Raw genomic sequence first — 17,230 nt, 5'->3', positions numbered from 1 at the left:
GGTGGGGAGCGGTGAAGCGGTGGGCGAGGAGTCGGTGGGGGTGCACGCGTCCGGGAGCATGGAGCAGTCCCGGGAGCGGCTCTTCCGGTTGGGGGCGCAGGCCCTCACCGACTCGGAGCTCCTGTGCGTCACGTGGGGTCTGGCGGCGAGTTCTCGAGGTGGGCTGGAGGCGGCTGGGACGCTCTTGAGGCGCTGCGGCGGGCTCAAGGCGCTGCTGCAGGCGGAGCCGGTGGAGCTGAAGGGAATGCCGGGCCTCGGGCCCCGGCGGGCGGCGCAGGTGCTCGCGGCGCTGGAGCTGGGCCGTCGCGCCCAGCGCTCTCCGGAGCGGCGTCCCAAGCTGCGCACGCCCCGGGAGATTCACGCGTACCTCACGCCCGTCATGGGGGCGCTTCGGCGGGAGGTGTTCCACGTGCTGTGCTTCAACGCGCGCAACGTGCTGGTGCATGACGCGCGGGTGGCGGAGGGCACGCTGAATACGTGCCCGGTGGACCCCCGGGAGGTGTTCGCCGCGGCGCTCGTCTCGCGCGCGACGGCCATCGTCCTGGCACACAACCACCCCTCGGGAGACCCGGAGCCCAGCGTCCAGGACGTGGGGCTGACGCGGCACCTCGTGGCCGGGGCGAAGCTGCTCAACCTCAAGGTGCTGGACCACCTGGTGGTGGGAGATGGCGCGTTCGTGTCGATGCTGGAGCGGGGGCTGATGCCGGACGGGGAGTGGGAGCGGAAACGGGAATGGAACGTGGCGGGAGGAGGTGGGTGATGGCGGGGTGCCTGGTGGGGATGGTGCAGGTGGAGCTGTTGGAGGACACGCGGGCGCAGGTGGTGCGGCTGGAGACCGGGCGGGCCTGCACGGTGGAGCGCTCGGAGCTGCCCGTGGACGCTCGAGAGGGCGACGTGGTGGTGGATGGACGCAGGGAGCCGGACGCCACCGCGCTGCGAGTGCTGGAGGTGGCGCTGAGGAGGGCCCGCCTGGCCGTCCCCGTGCCGCCGGGGCTGGAGCTGTGAAGAAGGGCGGAGCCCCGTTTCCGTTGACGGCCGGTCCAGGATGGTGAACATGCGAGCGATGCCGTTGGCCCTGCCCTACTTCGAGGAAGCTCAGCAGGGCCTGGTGCGCCACTTCGGATTGACACAGTTCCGTCCCGGGCAGGCGGAGGTCATCTCCACCGTGCTGAGCGGGCGCAACACCGTGGTGGTGATGCCCACGGGCGCGGGCAAGAGCCTGTGCTACCAACTGCCGGCCACGCTGCTGCCGGGGCTGACGCTGGTGGTGTCGCCGCTCATCGCGCTGATGAAGGACCAGGTGGAGCAGCTCACCGCGCGCGGCATCAGCGCCACATTCATCAACTCGTCGCTATCGGACCTGGAGCGGGCGGAGCGGATGCGTCGGCTGCGCGCGGGCGAGTACAAGCTCCTGTACGTGGCGCCCGAGCGCTTCCGGAGCGCGAGCTTCGTCCAGACGCTCCTGGACGTGGGCGTGGACCTGCTCGCCGTGGACGAGGCGCACTGCATCTCCCAGTGGGGCCACGACTTCCGGCCGGAGTACGCGCAGTTGGGCCAGGTGCGCAAGAAGCTGCGCCCCCCTCGCACGGTGGCGCTCACCGCGACGGCCACGCCGGAGGTGCGCGCGGACATCGTCCGGGTGCTGCTGATGAAGGAGCCCCGCGAGTTCGCCATGGGGTTCGACCGGCCCAACCTCTTCCTGGGCAAGCAGGAGGTGGGCGGGGATACGGACCGTCACGAGGCCTGCGCGCGGCTGGCGGCGCTGGGCGGCAGCGGCATCATCTACTGCTCCACGCGACGCGCGGCGGACGGCATCTTCGCGGAGTTGCACGGCCGAGGCCTGAAGGCGGTGCTGTACCACGCGGGCATGGATGACGACGCGCGGAGGCGGGCGCAGGACACCTTCATGTCCACGAAGGACGCGGTGGCGGTGGCCACCAATGCGTTCGGCATGGGCATCGACAAGTCGGACATCCGCTTCGTCGCGCACGCCAACATCCCGCGGGCGGTGGAGGCGTACTACCAGGAGATTGGCCGAGCGGGCCGGGATGGCGGCGACGCGCGCGCGGTGCTGCTGTTCAACCACTCGGACGTGTACACGCAGGAGCGGCTCATCCAGGGCAACCACCCCTCGGAGGCGGTGCTCGCGGACACGTGGGGCGTGCTCCAGTCCGTGGAGGAATTCGAGCGAGGCGTGCACGTGCTGGCGGGCATGGTGAACGCCAGCGAGTTCGAGGTCTCCGCGGCGCTGCGCATCTTCGAGCGCGCCGGGAAGCTGGAGCGCGGCGGACGGGGTGAGGGCGAGCACGGGCTGACGCTGACGGAGAAGGCGCCGGCCGCGCACCCGCATGCGGCGGACGCACAGCGCCTCTTGAAGTCGCTGCTGGAGACGTTTCCCCTGGGCCGGCAGGTCACCACGGAGCTGACCATCCTCGCGCGGCGCGTGGGCCTGTCGGTGGACGATGCGCGACACGCGCTGGGCCTCTTGGAGAAGTCGGGCGTGGTGAATGTGCGCCGGCCCTTCTCCGGTCGCTCCATCCGGGCGCTGGCGCGGCTTCCCTTCCGCGAGCTGGGCATGGACCTGAGCCACGTCCGGGAGCAGGAGCGGCAGAACCTCCAGCTCCTGCGGCGGATGACGGACTACGCGTACGCGGACCGGGAGCAGCGCTGCCGGCGGGGCGTCGTCCTCCACTACTTCGGCCAGCAGGACGTGGAGACCTCCTGCGGCAACTGCGACGTGTGCGCGCCCGCGAAGATGCCGGTGCTCCTCTCGTCGGGTGGACCGTCCGCGTCCCGGGCCCGCACGGCGGCCTCGTCACAGCCGGTGATGAACTACAGCGAGCTGGCCTCCACGGAGCTGCGGCGCTGGCGCAAGGAGCTGTCGAAGGACCTGGGCGTCGCGCCGTTCATCATCTTCAACGACGCCACGCTGCTCGGGCTGGCGGCGGCGCTCCCCATCGACCGGGAAACCTTCCTCACGGTGAAGGGCACGGGCGAGAGCCGCTGGGAGCGATTCGGCCCCAAGGTGGTGGAAATCTGTCTGATGGCGCGCGCCGCGGGACATGAGCCCCAGGCGGCCCCCATGGCGGCGCCGCGCAAGCCTCGCGTCCGGCGCTCGCTGGGCATCAACTGACGCAGGCTCCGAGGCGCCCGCTTCTCCCGACGTCAGGCCGACGAGGCTAGGAGCCCCCGCCTCGGCGCATCCCCCGGGCGATGAGGTAGCGCAGGCCGCCCATGACGGTGCCCACCACGAGGGCGAGCAGGAAGATGACCACGACCGTGGTGAAGCCGAAGATGAGGCGCACCCCGTACTCGGGGATGCGGCCGTTGAAGAAGGCCGTGCGCAAGGGCTCCATGGCGCCGACCAGCTCCAACGCGCGCGCCGGCAACGAGTCCAGCGACAGCGACAGGCGCTGGAGGAACTTCGAGGGGAACAGGCGCAGAGCGCCCTCCACCACGATGCCCACCAAAAGGTAGAGCGCCGAGAGCAGGAAGGCGTTGCCCCACATGATGCGCAGCAGCGGGGACTCGGGCCCAGGGCCAGAGGGAGGTTGGCGCACGCTAACGAGCCGCTTTCTTCTTGAGGGACGGCAGCGCCTTCTTTACGCGCCCCGCCTCCTCGCTGCCACCCGCCAGCCGGAGAAAAGCCTCGTAGGACTCCACCGCCCGAGGCAGCTCCGCCGACTCGCGCACCAGCACGTCCGCCAGCGCCAGGTACGCGGGCCCGTCCGTGGGCTCCAGCTCCACTGCCTTCAAGAGCGACGCCTTCGCCACGGCCTCCTGCCGCTGCTTCAGGGCCACCAGCCCCAACGCCAGGTGAGAACGGCCCTGAGACGGCGCCAGTCGCACCGCCTCTTCCGCCGCCGCCCGGGCTTCTTTCAGCACGCCTGCGCCCAACAGCACGCGGGCCATGGCGGCCTGGGCGAACGCCTTGTCCCAGACAGTCGGAGCACGCGAGGCCAGGTCCTCCAGCGTCCGAGCCGCCCCTCGGCCTCCACTGGGGAGCTGCACGTAGAGTTCGCCCACCCGGCCACAGGTGGCATCTGAGCCCTCACGCCGGGCCGCCGCGAAGGCCGCGTCCGCGTTGTCCACGTTGCCCTGACGCAAGAAGGCGTGGGCAATCTCGCAGAAGGTGTCGGGGTCCTTCGGGTCCAGCTTGTTGGCGCGCTCCAGCGCGGAGAAGCCTCCCTTGGCATCGCCCGAGGCGAACAAGATGGCTGCGCGCAGCCGGTGCGCCTCCGCGTCGTCGGGCGAAAGCTTCGCCGAGCGACCCGCCGCCCCTTCCGCCTCCTTGCGACGTCCGGCATGGAAGAGGGCCAGCGCGAAGCCCTTGTGCGCGGCGGCGCTGCCCGGGTTGTCGAGCTGCCACGTCTCGAACTGCTTGAGGGCCTCGGGCGTGCGGCCCATGGCCAGCAGCGTGCGGCCCAGCGCGTCGCGCGACTCGCCGTGCGCGCCGTTGCGCTCCACCGCCTGCGTCAGGGGCTTGAGGGCCATGTCCGGCAAGCCGCGCGACAGGAGCAGCCGTCCCAGGGAGCACGAGGCCTCGTAGTCGCGAGGGTCCTTCTGCGCCTCCTCGAACTGGGCCTGAGCCTTGTCGAAGGCGCGCTCGCGCCAGTACACCTGCCCCAGCGCCAGTCGCATGTCGTTGCGCGGGCGCTTGGACGCGGCCAGCGCCTTCTCGAGCAGCTCGCGGGCCTGCGCCGCGTTGCCCTCGGCGGCATCCGCCAGGGCCAGCAACGACACTGCTTCCGGAGGATAGCGCTCGTTCACCCGCGTGCGAGCCAGCTCCGCGCGGGCGCGCTTCCAGTCCCCGAGCCGCGCGTACGCCGCGCCGCGCACCAGCGACACCTTGCGGCCACTGTCGGCCTCCAGGCGCGTCAGCACGTCGCGCTCGCGGTCCCTGTCCAACAGCGTGCGACCCAGTCCTTCACGGGCTTCGTCGCTCTTGGGCTGCGCCTTCAGGGCCGCCTCGTACGCGGACTGCGCCGCGTCCAGCTTCCCCGCGGCGCGACTGGCGGCCCCCAGCGCGAGCTGGAAGTCGAAGGCCAGCGACCCCTGCGCACCCTTGCCCAACAGCGCGCGGGCCTCGTCGTGCTTGCCCACGGCGGACAGCAGCCGCCCGTGCACCAACTGCTGGCGCGACTTGAGGGCCGCTGGCAGCTCCTTGTCGTCCGCCAGCGGCGCCACGTCCGCGAGCGAGGCGTCCAACTCCTGCTCCAGCGCGAGCCGGGCCTCCGCCTGGCCGATGCGGGCCACCGGGTGCTTGGGGGACTTGGTGCGCGCCTTCTCGAACATCTCGATGGCGTGCGGGAAGTCCTCCGACGCCAGGTAGTAGCCCCCCAACGCAACGAGGGCGCGCACGTTGGAGGGTGACGTCCGCAGCGCGCGGTCGAACCGCTCCAGCGCCTTCTTTTCGTCCTTCGCCGCCAGCAGCAGGCTCGCGGCGAGCGCCTGGGCCTCGGTGCTCTCGTCCGTCGAAGCCAGCAGCGCGCGGCGCGCGGGCTCCCGTCCCCGGTCATCGGCCACGAGGACGTTCGTGGTGAGCACCAGTCCCGGCGCGGCCTCCTTCACGCCCGGCTTCTCCAATGCCTCCAGCGCCTTGGTGCGGTCCTCCGGCGACATGCCGTGGTCCGCGAAGAGGAGCGCGTGCGTCCAGGCCGTGAGGACCCAGGCGCGGCTGCTCGCCTCGTCCATCTCCAGCGCGCGATGGAGCTGCTGCAGCGCCCCATCCAGCGAGGTGCGCGTGTCCTGGGTGATGAGGTCCTCGGCCCGGGCCAGCGCCTCGTTCAGCGTCTGGCCACCGGTGGCCGCGCGAATCCGGAGGAAGCCCACGACGATGGTGATGAGCACCATCGCCAGCGCCGTCACGCCCGCGACCTTCACCCCGTTGCGCTTGAGGAACGACGTCTTCGCGGCCTCGCGCGCCAGCTTCTGCCGGAGCTCCTTCTCGTAGGCGGCGGTGAGCGCTTCCGTGTCCTGCTTGGGCTGCCCCGCCTTCGACTTCGCGCCGCTCCCGGCGGACTCGGAGGCCTCCGGAAGGTCGTCGAGCAACGAGCGCTTGGAGCCCGAGCCCCGCGTCGCGGGCTGTTGCGCGCGAGCGGCCACGGGATTCTGCGCGGTCGGCTCCGGCGGAGGCAGGTCGCCCAGGAGCCCCGGCGAAGCGGCGGGAATCACCGGCTTCGCGGTGGTGAACTCACTGGAGCGCAGCAGCACTTCCTCGTCGGACTCGGACGAAGCCGCGGAAATCACCGGCTTCGCGGTGGTGAATTCGCTGGAGCGCAGCAGCACTTCCTCGTCGGACTCGGACGAAGCAGCCCCCGACTCCCCGTCCTCGGAGGAAACCCCAGAGGCTTCGGCCCCCTCCGACGCCTCGGGAGCAAGCTCGCGTCCCTCCCCTGCTCCACGCTCCGTGTCCGAGGGCCGGGGAGCGTCGTCGTCATCCGACAACGACAGGTCCAGGCTCGGAAGCTCGGACCCCAGCGACGGCTGCAGCACCGGCAGGGGCCGGTCAATCAACCCCAGCGAATCGGACTTCGTGGACGCGGCCGCATGCTCACCGGAGCGCGTTCGAGCACTCGCGGCCGCCGTCGCGGCCGCATGCTCACCGGAGCGAGTACGAGCGCCCGCAGCCGCCGTCGATGACGGATGCCCACCGGAGCGCGTTCGAGCGCTCGCGGGCTCCGTGCCCGACGCAGACTCGTCCGACGTCCCGGCGTCCGACTCCGAACCACGCGCGCCTTCCAGAGAAGACACCTCCCCCTCGGCGCTCGCGCGCCCCCCGGACGCGGCGGCGCTCGCCAGGTCCGCGGCGGCGCGGGCTCCCGCGTTGCGCGAGGCACCAGGGCCAGAAGCCGTCGCGGCCTTCGCGGCATCGCCGAGCGCGGCGGCACGGAGCCTCGCGGCGGCCATCGGAGATGAGGCCACGGGTGCGGGCTCGGCGTCGTCGCCCTCGGCCTTCGCCTCACCGTCGGTCTCTCCTTCCGACGACGGCGCGGTCTTCTCCAGCCCCATCAGGTCCGCGAAGACGGGAGCCGGTCCACCGGCCAGTGCCTGCTGGGCCTGCTCCAGCCACAGCTTCACGCGACCGTCATTGGGTTGCAGCGCCACCGCCTTGCGCAGGAGCGGCAGCGCCGAGCGATACAGCCCGCGCTGCAACAACACCTCGCCAATCAGGTTGTAGGCGTAGGGGTTGTCCTTCTCGATGGCGATGGCGCGGTCGAACTGCTCCATCGCCTCCGCGGGACGGCCCAGGTGGATGAGCGCCTTGCCCCAGAGCACGCGTCCCACCGTGGAGGACGGATGGTGGGAGATGCCCTGTTCACACACCTCGATGGCGCGTGCCGCGTCCCCCTTTTCCAGCAGGGCCTTGGCCAGTTCGACGAAGACGGAAGATGTGGGGTCCTGCCGGAGGAGCTGCTCGTAACGCTCCACCATCGACTTGGCCATGTGGGCTTGCGACTCCGGTGCTCGGGCGGGGAGCCGGACCATACCACCGCGCCCTCGTCCGGGGCGGCCACCGGATGCTACCGTTCCCCCTGTGAATCGCCTGCCTGCCCTGTTTCTCGCGCTCGCCCTGACGGGATGCGCAACCGTATCCAAGAAATCCGACCTGGAAGAACTCAAGCCCACCGTGGACAAGTTCCACCAGCTCATCCGGTGGAAGGACTTCCGGAGCGCCTCCCGGCTGCTCGTCCCGGAGCGCCGCGCGGCCTTCTCACGCGCCCGCGTCGAGCTCCACGACGAGCGGGACTTGTCCGTCACCGACTACGAAATCGAGGAGGTGCGGCTGTCCGAGGACGGGGCACACGCCACGGTGCAGAGCCGCATCCAGTGGATGCGCCTGCCGTCCGCCTCGGAGCACACCGCCGTCGTCCTCTCGGAGTTCGTCTTCCGGGACGGCGTCTGGCTGCTGGAGCGGCAGGACGCGGGGCCCTTCGTGGACGAACTGAAGGACCCGCTGCCCTGAAAAGAAACCGCCCACCGACTCGGGGCCGGCCGAGGCGGTGGGCGCCGGGAGCTCCCCAATGGAGCGCCCTACAAGAATCCGCCCATCGACTCGGGGCCGGCCGAGTCGATGGGCGTCGGGAACTCCCCAATGGAGTGCCCTACAAGAGTCCGCCCATCGGCTCGGGGCCGGCCGAGTCGATGGGCGTCGGGAGCTCCCCAATGGAGCGCCCTGAAATGTGAGCGGGGCGACGGTGTTGTTCAGGCCCGCGTCGCCGCGCGGTGACGCCGGAACCTAGAGCAATGGCGATGCCACTCCGCGCGCCGGGGCTGGCGCGCGGGGCCCGTCATGGAGATTCAAGGGCTTGCACTCGCGGCCACCGCCCCACGAGGGGGGCAGGCCGTCGGGGTGCTGACACTCCTGTCAGAGGATCCAGCCTCCGGCGTCGTGCCAGGCACGACAACCGTGTCAGGGAACCCTCGGACTTTCCTTCCCTACTCGCCCTGCACGGCGCGGATGGTTTCGCGCATGGAGTGGTGGGGCTTCCAGGCCACGTCCTGCACCCAGCGGCTGCCGTCCACGGCGCACAGGAACTGGATGTGGTCCAGCTCCGGGGGCGGGAAGTTGGCGATGCGGTACTTGAAGAGCATGCCCAACAAGGGCCGGGCCACGAGGTGCGGGACGGGAACGGGGGAGTTGCCCAACTCGCGCATCACCGCGGACAGGGGCACCTCGCCGGGGCCGACGACGTTGTAGACGCCCTTGGGCTCGGGGCGGAGGGCCGCCACCATGGCGCGCGCGACGTCCTCCACGTGGATGAGCTGAATCATCGGGTCGAAGCCCGCCATCATCCACGGGTGGCGCAGGCGCAGGTAGTTGGAGGGCGCGTTCTTGATGGTGGGCCCGACGATGTGCACGGGCCGCAGAATCACCGTCTCTATCTGCGGGTGCTTCCAGAAGAAGCCATGCGCGAGCATGTCCACTTCAATCAAGTCGCGCACACCGGAGAAGCGGCTGGCCGCCATCAGCGGCGCGTCCTCGGTGAGGAAGTTGGAGTTGTCCGGGCTGGGCCCGTAGACGTTGGCCGAGGACAACACGACGACCTTCTTCACGCCGTACTTCGCGCAGTACTCCAACAGGCGCGTGGTGCCCACGACGTTGAAGGAGTGGTGCTCCTCCTCGCTCATGCGCGGGTCATGCATGATGCCCATGTGGATGACGGCGCGGACCTCGTTCTTGCGGAAGACGTCCTCCGCCTTCTTCTTGCGCAGGTCCAGCTCGTACATCTCCACGTCTTTCGGCCGGCCCACGAAGGGACGCCGGTCGATGCCGATGATGCGCTCGTGCTTGTGGAGGAGCTTGGCGAGGGTGCGGCCGAGGTTGCCGCTGATGCCCGTGACGACGACGGCCGGTCTCATGGTGCGAGCCTCATGACAGCGTCAGCTTGTTGGACGCGGGCGCTCACCAGAACACCCCGCGACGCTCCTTGAGGCCCTGGTGGAGCATGGACTGAATCGAGGCCTTCACGGTGCGCACCTTCTTGTCCAGCTCGCTGTCCTCATCGTCCGGGCGTCCGGTGAAGTGCATCGGGTCGCCGTAATAGATGCGGTACTTGGTGGGCAGCGGGAAGGGCAGGCCCGTGGGAGTGACGGGGAAGGACGGGAAGCCGAGCAGCTTCGCCACCGGCTTGAGGTCCATCAGCGCGGGGGCCTGCTCCTCGGCGCCGACGACGGCCACGGGGACAATCGGGGTGCGCGTCTCCAGCGCCAGGCGCATGAAGCCCAGGCCGAACTCCTGGAGCTGGTAGCGCTGGGGCCACAGCTTGTTGATGCCGCGCAAGCCTTCCGGGAACACGAGGATGGCCTCGTCGGACTCCAAGAGCCGCCGGCAGTTCTCCGGCGTGCCGACAATCTGGCCCATGCGCGCCATGAAGGTGGAGACGTACGGCAGCGACGGCACCCACTTCTCCACCATGCTGCGCATGGCACGGGGCGGGCTGGCCTCCAGCATCAGCGAGACGCCAATCATGGCGCCATCCAGCGGGAGCTGGCCGGAGTGGTTGGACACCAGCAGCACGCGGCCGGCGGGGACCTTCTCGATGCCGAAGGTCTCCACGCGGAAGTAGTTGCGGTAGAGCCACAGGAAGGGCGCCACGGCCGACAGGCTGAAGTCGAGGTTGTAGCCGAACGGGTCTACCCCGTACTCGTTCTCCGGCCGAGGCAGCGCCAGCATCCGCTGTTTCTGCTCGTCATTGGCCAGGCGATCGGTCCATTCGCGCAGGCCCTTCTTCACTCGGTCGCCGAGTCGCTCCAGCATATCCCTGGTTCTTTACACCACCGGCCCCCGTACCGGGAGTGGAGAAACCTGGCGGTGTCCATCCGGGATAACGTCCAGGAGCCCACGCCCATGCGAATCTCTTCCCGTCCCGCGCCGCCGCCCTCGAAGGCCGCTCCCGCCGTCCCGACGCCCGCCAGCAGCGCCCGCGTCTCCGCGTCCACCCTCCGGCGCGCGCCCGAGCAGGCGGTGGCCTTCAGCCAGGACTTCCATGCGCGGCTGGACCTGCCTCCCGCGCGCCTCCAGGAGAAGCTGGCGCTGATGCGCGCGAGCCCATCGTCCTTCTTCCGGATGATGCCCGCCCTCTTCCACGCGGACCTGAGAGGCCCCTTCGCCGCCGAGGCCCGGCTCGTGGACCGGCCCGCGCCCCGAATCCCAGTGGTGGGTGACGCGCACGTCGGAAACCTCGGCACCTTCCGGGGGCCCGAGGGAAAGCCGGTGTGGGGACTCAACGACTTCGACCAGGCAGGACGCGGCTCGCCGGAGGTGGACCTGACGCGCATGGCGACCAGCGCCGTGCTCACCGCGCGCGAATCCGGGCTGTCCTCCAAGGAACAGGACGTCGTCCTCAAGGCCTTCGCGGACGCCTACTTCTCGACACTCGAGTCGCTCGCCGGAGGCGAACAGAACCCCGGGGCGTTCCTCACGAAGCAGGAGGCCTCCGGCAAGGTGGACGACCTCATTCGTGACGCGAACGACACGTCGCGGGAAGACCTGGTGAAGAAACACGCCCGGCTGCAGGGCCCGGACGCCGCGAGCTTCCGCACCTCCGACACGTTGAAGTCCGTCTCTCCGGAGAAGCAGCGGGAGGTCCGGGCCGCGCTGACGGACGCCCTGGCCACGCTGAAGGGACGGCAGGACATCGCCCTGCCACCGCGGGTGCTGGACGTGGCCCAGCGGCTGGACGCGGGCGGGAGCAGCTACGGACTGGAGCGCTACTGGGTGCTGGCGCGCGCGGCGGACCCGAAGGCGCCGCCGGTGCTGCTGGAGATGAAGGAGCTGCTCGCCCCCAGCCTGGAGTCGCCCGCGGCTCCGGCGGATGGCGGCGCGGTGGTGGAGGCGCAGCGCCGGCTCTCCGGCCACGCCAACCCGCTCACCGGGGCCACGCGCATGGGAGGACGGGCCTTCCTGGTGCGCGAGTTGGAGCCGGAGAAGGCGAAGCTGGGCGACGCGGCGCTGACGGGCAAGAAGGACCTGGTCTCCGTCTTCACGCAGGCCGGCCAGGTCCTGGCACGGGCCCATGGCTCCACGCCCGAGCAGGCGCGAAAGCTGGAGGCCTGGGTGGGCTCGGACGCGGCGGTGGCCACAAGCCGGCTGTCGGCCTTCGCTCGGGCCTATGCCGACCAGGTGCGGGCGGACTGGAGTGCACTGCGTGACGGGACCTGAGCGTCGGGCCTCCACGAGTGGACGAATGCCCCCGTGGCCCCGTGCCGGGCGGGGGTGACGTCGCCATGTCTCGCCCCGCATGCGTGAGCTGCTCGTCGTGCTGGGCCTGGCCTGGCTCTTCTCGGAGTGCGCGGTGACGGCCGCCTCGGTCGCCGTGTCCGCGCCCCGCCTGGCGCCGGTGGAGCAGCGCGCGCCGGTGCTGCTCGTCCATGGCATCGGCGACGACGCCAGCGCCTTCGACCTGCTGCGCGCCCGGTTGGAGCAGGCGGGTTGGCCCCACGTCCACGCCATCTCCCTGGTCCCCAACAACGGCAGTGAGGGGATTCCCACCCTGGCCCGGCAGGTGGCCCGCGAGGCCGAGGCCCTGCGCGCACGCACCGGCGCCCGCCGCGTGGACGTGGTGGGCTTCAGCATGGGGGCGCTCGTCACGCGCTACTGGGTGCAGTTGCTCGGCGGGCGGCTGGTGGTGCGGCGCTTCATCTCCATCTCCGGCCCCCACGCGGGCACGGGGCTGGCGTTCCTGGGACGTGGCAAGGGCGTGTCTCAGATGAGGCCGGGCAGCAGGCTGTTGCGAGCGCTCCAGAAAGACCCTCGGCCCTGGGGCAGCACGGAGGTGCACAGCTTCTGGACGCCGTGGGATTTGACCATCCTCCCCGCCTCCAGCTCACGACTCCCGGGCGCCAGCGAGCGCAGGTTTCCCGTGCTGCTCCACCCGTGGATGCTCACGGACTCGCGCGTGCTGGACTCGGTGGTGGAAGTGCTCGGCTCGCCGTCGGTGGCCCGGTAGCGCTCACAGCGTGGCGGACAGCCGCCCGGCCGCGTCGCGCAGCGTGACGACGTCGCACTCGGACTTCAGCCAGCCGAAGATTTCGCTCAGCCGCGCCAGCTTCTGACTCGCACTGACTCGCAAGTCCCGCTGCTGCCGGACGAGCACGTCAGGAATCCCGTCCGTCGCGTCCAGCACGTCCACTCCGTGCAGCTCGAAGTTGAAGAACGCGTCGCGACGGCAGGAGCGCCACGCCCCGCGCAGGGTGCGCAGCGGCAGCGTGGTGGCAAAGGTGCCGATGAACGGAAAGCGCAGGGCGGGCGTCACCGCCATGGGCAGCTCCAGCACCGGGCCCGTTCCCCGTCGGTAGGGCCGCGCCGGGTCCGGGCGGTACGGCTTCCGGGGCGCGAGCAGTACGCCCGGCGTGTCGAGCACCGAGCGGGACGGACGCCCCAGGAGCGACAGCGCGCCCATCACCGCCGCCTTGGCCGCGTAGTACGGCGCGGCGGGAAAGGCGGACGAGCCATACCGGTAACCCAGCTCCACCGTGGCCGCGTACAGGTCCGCGTTCAGCGTGTAGCCCGGCGCGCGGAAGCCCTCCGGACGGGCCCCCGTGGCCGCGAGGATGGCCGCGTCCGCGCGACGCAGGTCCTCCAGGATGGCGGCGGGGCCCCGGCGCGTGAGGGCGTAGTCATGGGCGTGGCTGTGGCTCGCCACCTCGATGCCCGCTTCATGGGCCGCGCACATGCCCGCGGAGGCAACCGGGTCCGCCTCCAGGTCCTCGCCGATGGCGAAGAAGGTGCCCGGCGCGCCGAGCGTGTCGAGCAGCTCGCGGAAGCGAGGCACCGCCACCGCATGCACGAGGGAGCGGGCGCGCGCATCCAGCAGCGACTCCGGCAGGCCATGGATGCGGCAGTAGTGCGGCAGCGAGTCGAGGTCGACGGAGATGGACGCCAGCCTCACGGTGCGCGCCCTCCCCCGCTCAGGTGCCGCGAACGCGGATGACGTAGAACAGCTTGCCCACGTTCTTGAGCACGTTGGGCACGCGCTTGAAGAGGTGGATGGACGGCTGGCGCTTCTCGTGGAGCTGGATGGGGATTTCCATCACGTTGAGCCCCTCGCGCCAGGCGCGGATGACGAACTCGCTGGCGAACACGTCCATGTCCACCACGCACTTGTGGATGACGGGCAGGAGCGCCTCGCGGCGGAACGCCTTGAGTCCGTGCGTGTCCGTGCCCTTGAAGCCCAGCGTCACCTTCAGGAGCTTGTTGTGCACGCGGGTGGCCGCGCGGCGGATGAGGGGGCGCTGGTCACTGGCGCCCTTGGCCGCCTTGGAGCCGATGACCATGTCCGCATCGCCCCGCTCCAGACGCGGCAGCGCGGCGTCGTAGAAGGTGAGGTCGCAGAGGTCGATTTCGTCGCAGACGACGTAGGTGCCCCGGGCCATGAGGATGCCGGCCTTGAGGGCGACGCCGTAGTTGGGGCGCTCCGAATGGAACCAGCGCAGGCGCGGGTGCTTCGCGCACAGCTCGTCGAGAATCCGCGGCGTGGCGTCCCGGGAGCCGTTCTCCGCGAAGATGATTTCGTAGTCGAGGCCGCGCGCATCCAACCCCTGGCGGAGCTCGTCCGCCGCCGAGGTGATGATGGACTCCTCGTTATAGACTGGGATGACGACGGACAGGTGCGGTGCCATGGAATCAGGTCCGGGCAAGCGACGGTCCGGTCCGCCTAGCACGCCCCGCGCCACCCGTCGACAAGATGCGACGCGGCGCGGCTCGACTTCGTCAGCCGTCGTTCAGCGTCCGGGCACACGCCCGCCCGCCGAGGATGGCGTCCTCCATGGACGAGTACTCCCACTGGCCATACCGGCCCGCCGTGAGGATGCCCGCGTGCTCCAGGAAACGGAGGATTTCCGCCTTCGCGGGCCCGTAGGCGTCGTCATAGAGGACGTAGGCGTGGGGAATCTCCCGGGCCTGGGCGAAGAGGACGTCGTCCGCGGAGTGGATCATCTGCGAGCGCAGCAGGTCCTCCACGGCGTACTTCTCCGCGGCGGCCGGGGACAGCTCGCCGTGGTGGCTGTACTCCACGTAGAACGTCGCGGTGTCCTTGGGCGCCAGCGCGTCGTACACCGCCGAGGGCGAGCCGATGCGGTACGTGTGGAACTCCGGCTCCGGCAGGTAGATCCAATGCCAGGGCTGACGGTTGGCGCCCTTGGCGGCCACGGCGACGTAGGTGACGGTGGTGGCGCGCAGACGCTTCGCGGCGGCGACGACTTCGTCGGGAACACCCGAGGCGCCCTGGGCCAGCAGCTTCACCAGCCCCGGCAGCGACACGGTGGACACCAGCCCCGAATAGGACAGCGTCCTGCCGTCGGACAGCTCCACCTTGCGCGCCTTCCAGTCGATGGAGGTGGGCTCGGTGCGGACGCTCAGCTCGCCGCCCTTCAAGTCTCGCAGCATGGCGCGCGCCAGACTCTCGATGCCGCCCTCGCGCGGGTAGACGAAGGACGCGTTGTAGCCCACGGCATCGCTGCCGGCGCCGAGCGCTCCGTCCACCACTTCCTTGAGGGAGGGCCGAGGCACGAAGCGCCCCACCCAGGCGGCGGACAGCTCGCGCGGGTGCACCGTCCAGAGCTTCTGGTTGTAGGGCACCATGAAGTTCTTCGCGAAGCCCTCGCCCATGTAGCGGAGGATGAACTCCTCGAAGTCGCGAGGCTCCCGCTCCCGCAGCGCGCGGCCCTTCTCGCCGTAGATGGCCTCCACGTAGCCGACCAGGTTCTCCGCGACGACGTCCGGCGGCAGCCCGTGGGTGTTCACCTGGTACGGAAAGCGCGTGAAGACGCCGCGCGTGAAGATGCCCGCCTTGCGCTGGATGCGGACCATCTGCCCCGGCAGCCAGCGCGTGTTCACCAGCTCCTGGATTTCGGCGTCCCGCAGGTGGAGCCAGTGGCCGGTGGGGTCGAAATAACACCCATCGATGACCTCGGTCTTGATGAGGCCGCCGACCCGGTCCGACTTTTCGATGAGGCGCCAGGGCTTCTGGAGGAAATGGGCGGTGGACAGACCCGCGAGCCCCGCTCCCAGGATGACGATGGGTTCCATACCGGGTCGGTCCTACCACCTCCGCCCAGTGAGGGGGGAGCCGAACCCGCCGTGCCAGGGGCGCGAATTCTCAAGCCCCCTCGGCCGGCCGCTCGGGAGTAAAGGGGGGGACCGCTTCTACTGCGGGCTGGCGCGTTCTTTCCGGGCTGGAAACGCCTCTGGTAGCCTGCGCGCGCCGGTCCCGTCGAAGGAACCCCATGAAAGTCTCCTGCCCGTCTTGCCAGACGAATTACAACATCGATGACAAGCGGATCCCCCCGGGTGGCGCGAAGCTCAAGTGCGCCCGGTGCCAGACCACCTTCCCCATCCGTCCGGAGGGAGTGAGCGCAGCGGCCCCTGCCGCGCCTGCTCCGTCGGCCGCCGCCATTCCGCTGCCGGGCTCCGTCTCGTCCGCGCCGAGCGCCGCCGCGATTCCCCTTCCGGGCGCGGCCCCGTCGGGCGCCATCGCGATTCCCCTCCCCGGCGCGGCTCCCTCGGGCGCCATCTCCCTGGGGCACGACGCCATCCCGCTCCCCGGCGCGGCGCCACGCTCCAACGACTTCGGCTACGACGCGGGCGCGATTCCGCTCCCGGGCGCGGCGCCACAAATCGACGATGGCTTCGGCTACGACGCGGGCGCGATTCCGCTCCCGGGCGCGGCGCCCCAGGTCGACGACGGCTTCGGCTATGACTCCGGCGCGATTCCGCTCCCGGGCGCGGCGCCCCAGGTCGACGACGGCTTCGGCTACGACGCGGGCGCGATTCCGCTCCCGGGTGCGGCGCCACAAGACGACTTCAGCTTCGACCCGAGCGCTGGCGGCGATGCCATTCCCCTGCCTGGCGCGGCGATGCCTTTCGACTCCGGGGCCATTCCGCTTCCGGGCGTCGCGTCGTCGTCCGGCGCCATTCCGCTCCCCGGCGCGGCGGACCCCTTCAGCGAGGGCTTCGACGACGTGGAGCCTCCCGTCCGCCAGGACGTGACGCGCGTCGTGGCCATTCCGCTGCCGAACGCCGCGTTCCGCGAGGCCGCCCGGCCCGCCGCCGCGCCTCCCGAGCCCAAGTCCAACCGCGACTTCGACTTCTCCGACGACGACTCGCTGGCGCCGCCGGTGGACCTGGCGCAGGGCCCCGTCGATATGCCCGACGTGACGGGCACCGCGCGCGACTTCGACTTCTCCGACGACTCGCTGCCCGTGCCCGCGCAGCCCCAAGCGGAGGCGGATCCGTTCGCCTTCGACGTCGAGACGCCGAGCGGCGAGGCCACCGCCTTCGCGCTGCCGCCCACGCCGAGCCCCGTCCAGGCCGCCTATCCGCCAGTGGAGGAGAACCCCTTCGCCCTGCCTCCGCCGCCCGCGTACGCGCAGGCGCCGATGGAAGAGGACCCCTTCGCCCTGCCTCCGGTGGATGCGGACCCCTTCGCCCTGCCGCCTCCGCCTTCGGGGGGGCCGTCGTTCGACTTCGCCGAGCTGCCCGTGCCCGCGGGCGAGGACCCGTTCGCGCTGCCGCCGCCGCCCACGGGCGGAGGGATGGACTTCTCGGACCTGCCGTCGCCCGCCGCGCAGGCGATGGACTTCTCGGACCTGCCGTCGCCCGCCGCGCAGTCCCAGGACCTGTCGTTCGACTTCGCCGCGCCGCCCACGCCCGCGTTCAACGCGGACTTCGGCTCCGCGCCGGTGCCGGACTTCAGCCTCGACTTCGCCGAGCCGCCCCCTCCCGCCG

14 protein-coding genes are annotated in these 17,230 nt (G+C 70.8%); 7 read left to right on the top strand and 7 right to left on the bottom strand.

Translation table 11 applies throughout. From position 1 onward, the window contains the following. The first annotated feature begins 58 nt into the window (after positions 1–58). From radC to HUW62_RS36710, 3 genes are read left to right on the top strand one after another with little or no spacing between them, the layout of a single operon-like run. On the top strand, positions 59–760 hold the full coding sequence (radC, locus tag HUW62_RS36720) for a DNA repair protein RadC (protein ID WP_176437065.1): 702 nt from the start codon (positions 59–61) through the stop codon (positions 758–760). Continuing rightward, positions 760–1,005 carry a DUF3006 domain-containing protein gene (locus HUW62_RS36715; RefSeq protein ID WP_163866774.1) on the top strand — a complete coding sequence of 82 codons (246 nt, stop codon included), beginning with the start codon at positions 760–762 and terminating at the stop codon, positions 1,003–1,005. Before radC ends, HUW62_RS36715 begins: the two co-directional genes overlap by 1 nt. A 40-nt stretch (positions 1,006–1,045) precedes the next feature. Next, positions 1,046–3,133: an ATP-dependent DNA helicase RecQ gene (locus tag HUW62_RS36710; protein WP_176437064.1), complete on the top strand. Its 2,088-nt coding sequence runs from the start codon at positions 1,046–1,048 to the stop codon at positions 3,131–3,133. Between the two features lie 46 nt (positions 3,134–3,179). Here the strand turns inward: HUW62_RS36710 and HUW62_RS36705 are convergent, their stop codons facing one another. Then, a complete protein-coding gene (locus HUW62_RS36705; RefSeq protein ID WP_163866882.1) occupies positions 3,180–3,509 on the bottom strand; it encodes a hypothetical protein in 330 nt (109 codons plus the stop codon). Between the two features lie 52 nt (positions 3,510–3,561). Next, the gene (locus HUW62_RS36700) at positions 3,562–7,446 is read right to left on the bottom strand and encodes a tetratricopeptide repeat protein (RefSeq protein ID WP_176437063.1); all 3,885 of its coding nucleotides are present in this window, start codon (positions 7,444–7,446) and stop codon (positions 3,562–3,564) included. Positions 7,447–7,630: 184 nt separating this feature from the next. Here HUW62_RS36700 and HUW62_RS36695 point away from each other — a divergent pair, with 184 nt between their 5' ends. Beyond that, complete coding sequence (locus tag HUW62_RS36695; RefSeq protein ID WP_240356495.1) at positions 7,631–7,966, top strand: hypothetical protein; 336 nt, start codon at positions 7,631–7,633, stop codon at positions 7,964–7,966. A gap of 473 nt (positions 7,967–8,439) precedes the next feature. Here HUW62_RS36695 and HUW62_RS36690 read toward each other — a convergent pair whose 3' ends face one another. Both HUW62_RS36690 and HUW62_RS36685 read right to left on the bottom strand, forming a co-directional pair. After that, the gene (locus HUW62_RS36690) at positions 8,440–9,363 is read right to left on the bottom strand and encodes an SDR family oxidoreductase (RefSeq protein ID WP_163866770.1); all 924 of its coding nucleotides are present in this window, start codon (positions 9,361–9,363) and stop codon (positions 8,440–8,442) included. Between the two features lie 43 nt (positions 9,364–9,406). Continuing rightward, a complete protein-coding gene (locus HUW62_RS36685) occupies positions 9,407–10,261 on the bottom strand; it encodes a lysophospholipid acyltransferase family protein (RefSeq protein WP_163866769.1) in 855 nt (284 codons plus the stop codon). Positions 10,262–10,351: 90 nt separating this feature from the next. On the opposite strand from HUW62_RS36685, the gene HUW62_RS36680 reads away from it, so the two are divergent. Both HUW62_RS36680 and HUW62_RS36675 read left to right on the top strand, forming a co-directional pair. Beyond that, positions 10,352–11,665 carry a DUF2252 family protein gene (locus HUW62_RS36680; RefSeq protein WP_163866768.1) on the top strand — a complete coding sequence of 438 codons (1,314 nt, stop codon included), beginning with the start codon at positions 10,352–10,354 and terminating at the stop codon, positions 11,663–11,665. Between the two features lie 79 nt (positions 11,666–11,744). Further along, the gene (locus HUW62_RS36675) at positions 11,745–12,452 is read left to right on the top strand and encodes a triacylglycerol lipase (RefSeq protein WP_217911756.1); all 708 of its coding nucleotides are present in this window, start codon (positions 11,745–11,747) and stop codon (positions 12,450–12,452) included. Positions 12,453–12,455: 3 nt separating this feature from the next. Here HUW62_RS36675 and HUW62_RS36670 read toward each other — a convergent pair whose 3' ends face one another. The 3 genes from HUW62_RS36670 to HUW62_RS36660 all read right to left on the bottom strand — a co-directional run bounded on the left by HUW62_RS36670 (position 12,456) and on the right by HUW62_RS36660 (position 15,532). Then, on the bottom strand, positions 12,456–13,394 hold the full coding sequence (locus tag HUW62_RS36670) for a polysaccharide deacetylase family protein (protein WP_176437062.1): 939 nt from the start codon (positions 13,392–13,394) through the stop codon (positions 12,456–12,458). Positions 13,395–13,413: 19 nt separating this feature from the next. Further along, positions 13,414–14,124, bottom strand: coding sequence for a glycosyltransferase family 2 protein (locus HUW62_RS36665; RefSeq protein WP_163866766.1), 711 nt, complete (start codon positions 14,122–14,124; stop codon positions 13,414–13,416). Positions 14,125–14,215: 91 nt separating this feature from the next. Further along, on the bottom strand, positions 14,216–15,532 hold the full coding sequence (locus HUW62_RS36660) for an NAD(P)/FAD-dependent oxidoreductase (protein ID WP_176437061.1): 1,317 nt from the start codon (positions 15,530–15,532) through the stop codon (positions 14,216–14,218). 197 nt (positions 15,533–15,729) lie between these two features. On the opposite strand from HUW62_RS36660, the gene HUW62_RS36655 reads away from it, so the two are divergent. Continuing rightward, a partial coding sequence (locus HUW62_RS36655) for a zinc-ribbon domain-containing protein (protein ID WP_176437060.1) occupies positions 15,730–17,230 on the top strand: 1,501 nt, incomplete at its 3' end.

Source organism: Myxococcus sp. AM011, from assembly GCF_013372595.1.
In the GTDB taxonomy this organism is placed as follows: Bacteria; Myxococcota; Myxococcia; order Myxococcales; family Myxococcaceae; genus Myxococcus; species Myxococcus eversor.
The sequence above is the reverse complement of the archived record's forward strand: the minus strand, read 5'-3'. Positions and strand labels throughout refer to the sequence as shown.

Coding starts and splice junctions, on each gene's coding strand:
- radC (WP_176437065.1), top strand. CDS start 59: ATGGAGCAGTCCCGGGAGCGGCTCTTCCGGTTGGGGGCGCAGGCCCTC.
- HUW62_RS36715 (WP_163866774.1), top strand. CDS start 760: ATGGCGGGGTGCCTGGTGGGGATGGTGCAGGTGGAGCTGTTGGAGGAC.
- HUW62_RS36710 (WP_176437064.1), top strand. CDS start 1,046: ATGGTGAACATGCGAGCGATGCCGTTGGCCCTGCCCTACTTCGAGGAA.
- HUW62_RS36705 (WP_163866882.1), bottom strand. CDS start 3,509: ATGTGGGGCAACGCCTTCCTGCTCTCGGCGCTCTACCTTTTGGTGGGC.
- HUW62_RS36700 (WP_176437063.1), bottom strand. CDS start 7,446: ATGGCCAAGTCGATGGTGGAGCGTTACGAGCAGCTCCTCCGGCAGGAC.
- HUW62_RS36690 (WP_163866770.1), bottom strand. CDS start 9,363: ATGAGACCGGCCGTCGTCGTCACGGGCATCAGCGGCAACCTCGGCCGC.
- HUW62_RS36685 (WP_163866769.1), bottom strand. CDS start 10,261: ATGCTGGAGCGACTCGGCGACCGAGTGAAGAAGGGCCTGCGCGAATGG.
- HUW62_RS36680 (WP_163866768.1), top strand. CDS start 10,352: ATGCGAATCTCTTCCCGTCCCGCGCCGCCGCCCTCGAAGGCCGCTCCC.
- HUW62_RS36675 (WP_217911756.1), top strand. CDS start 11,745: ATGCGTGAGCTGCTCGTCGTGCTGGGCCTGGCCTGGCTCTTCTCGGAG.
- HUW62_RS36665 (WP_163866766.1), bottom strand. CDS start 14,124: ATGGCACCGCACCTGTCCGTCGTCATCCCAGTCTATAACGAGGAGTCC.
- HUW62_RS36660 (WP_176437061.1), bottom strand. CDS start 15,532: ATGGAACCCATCGTCATCCTGGGAGCGGGGCTCGCGGGTCTGTCCACC.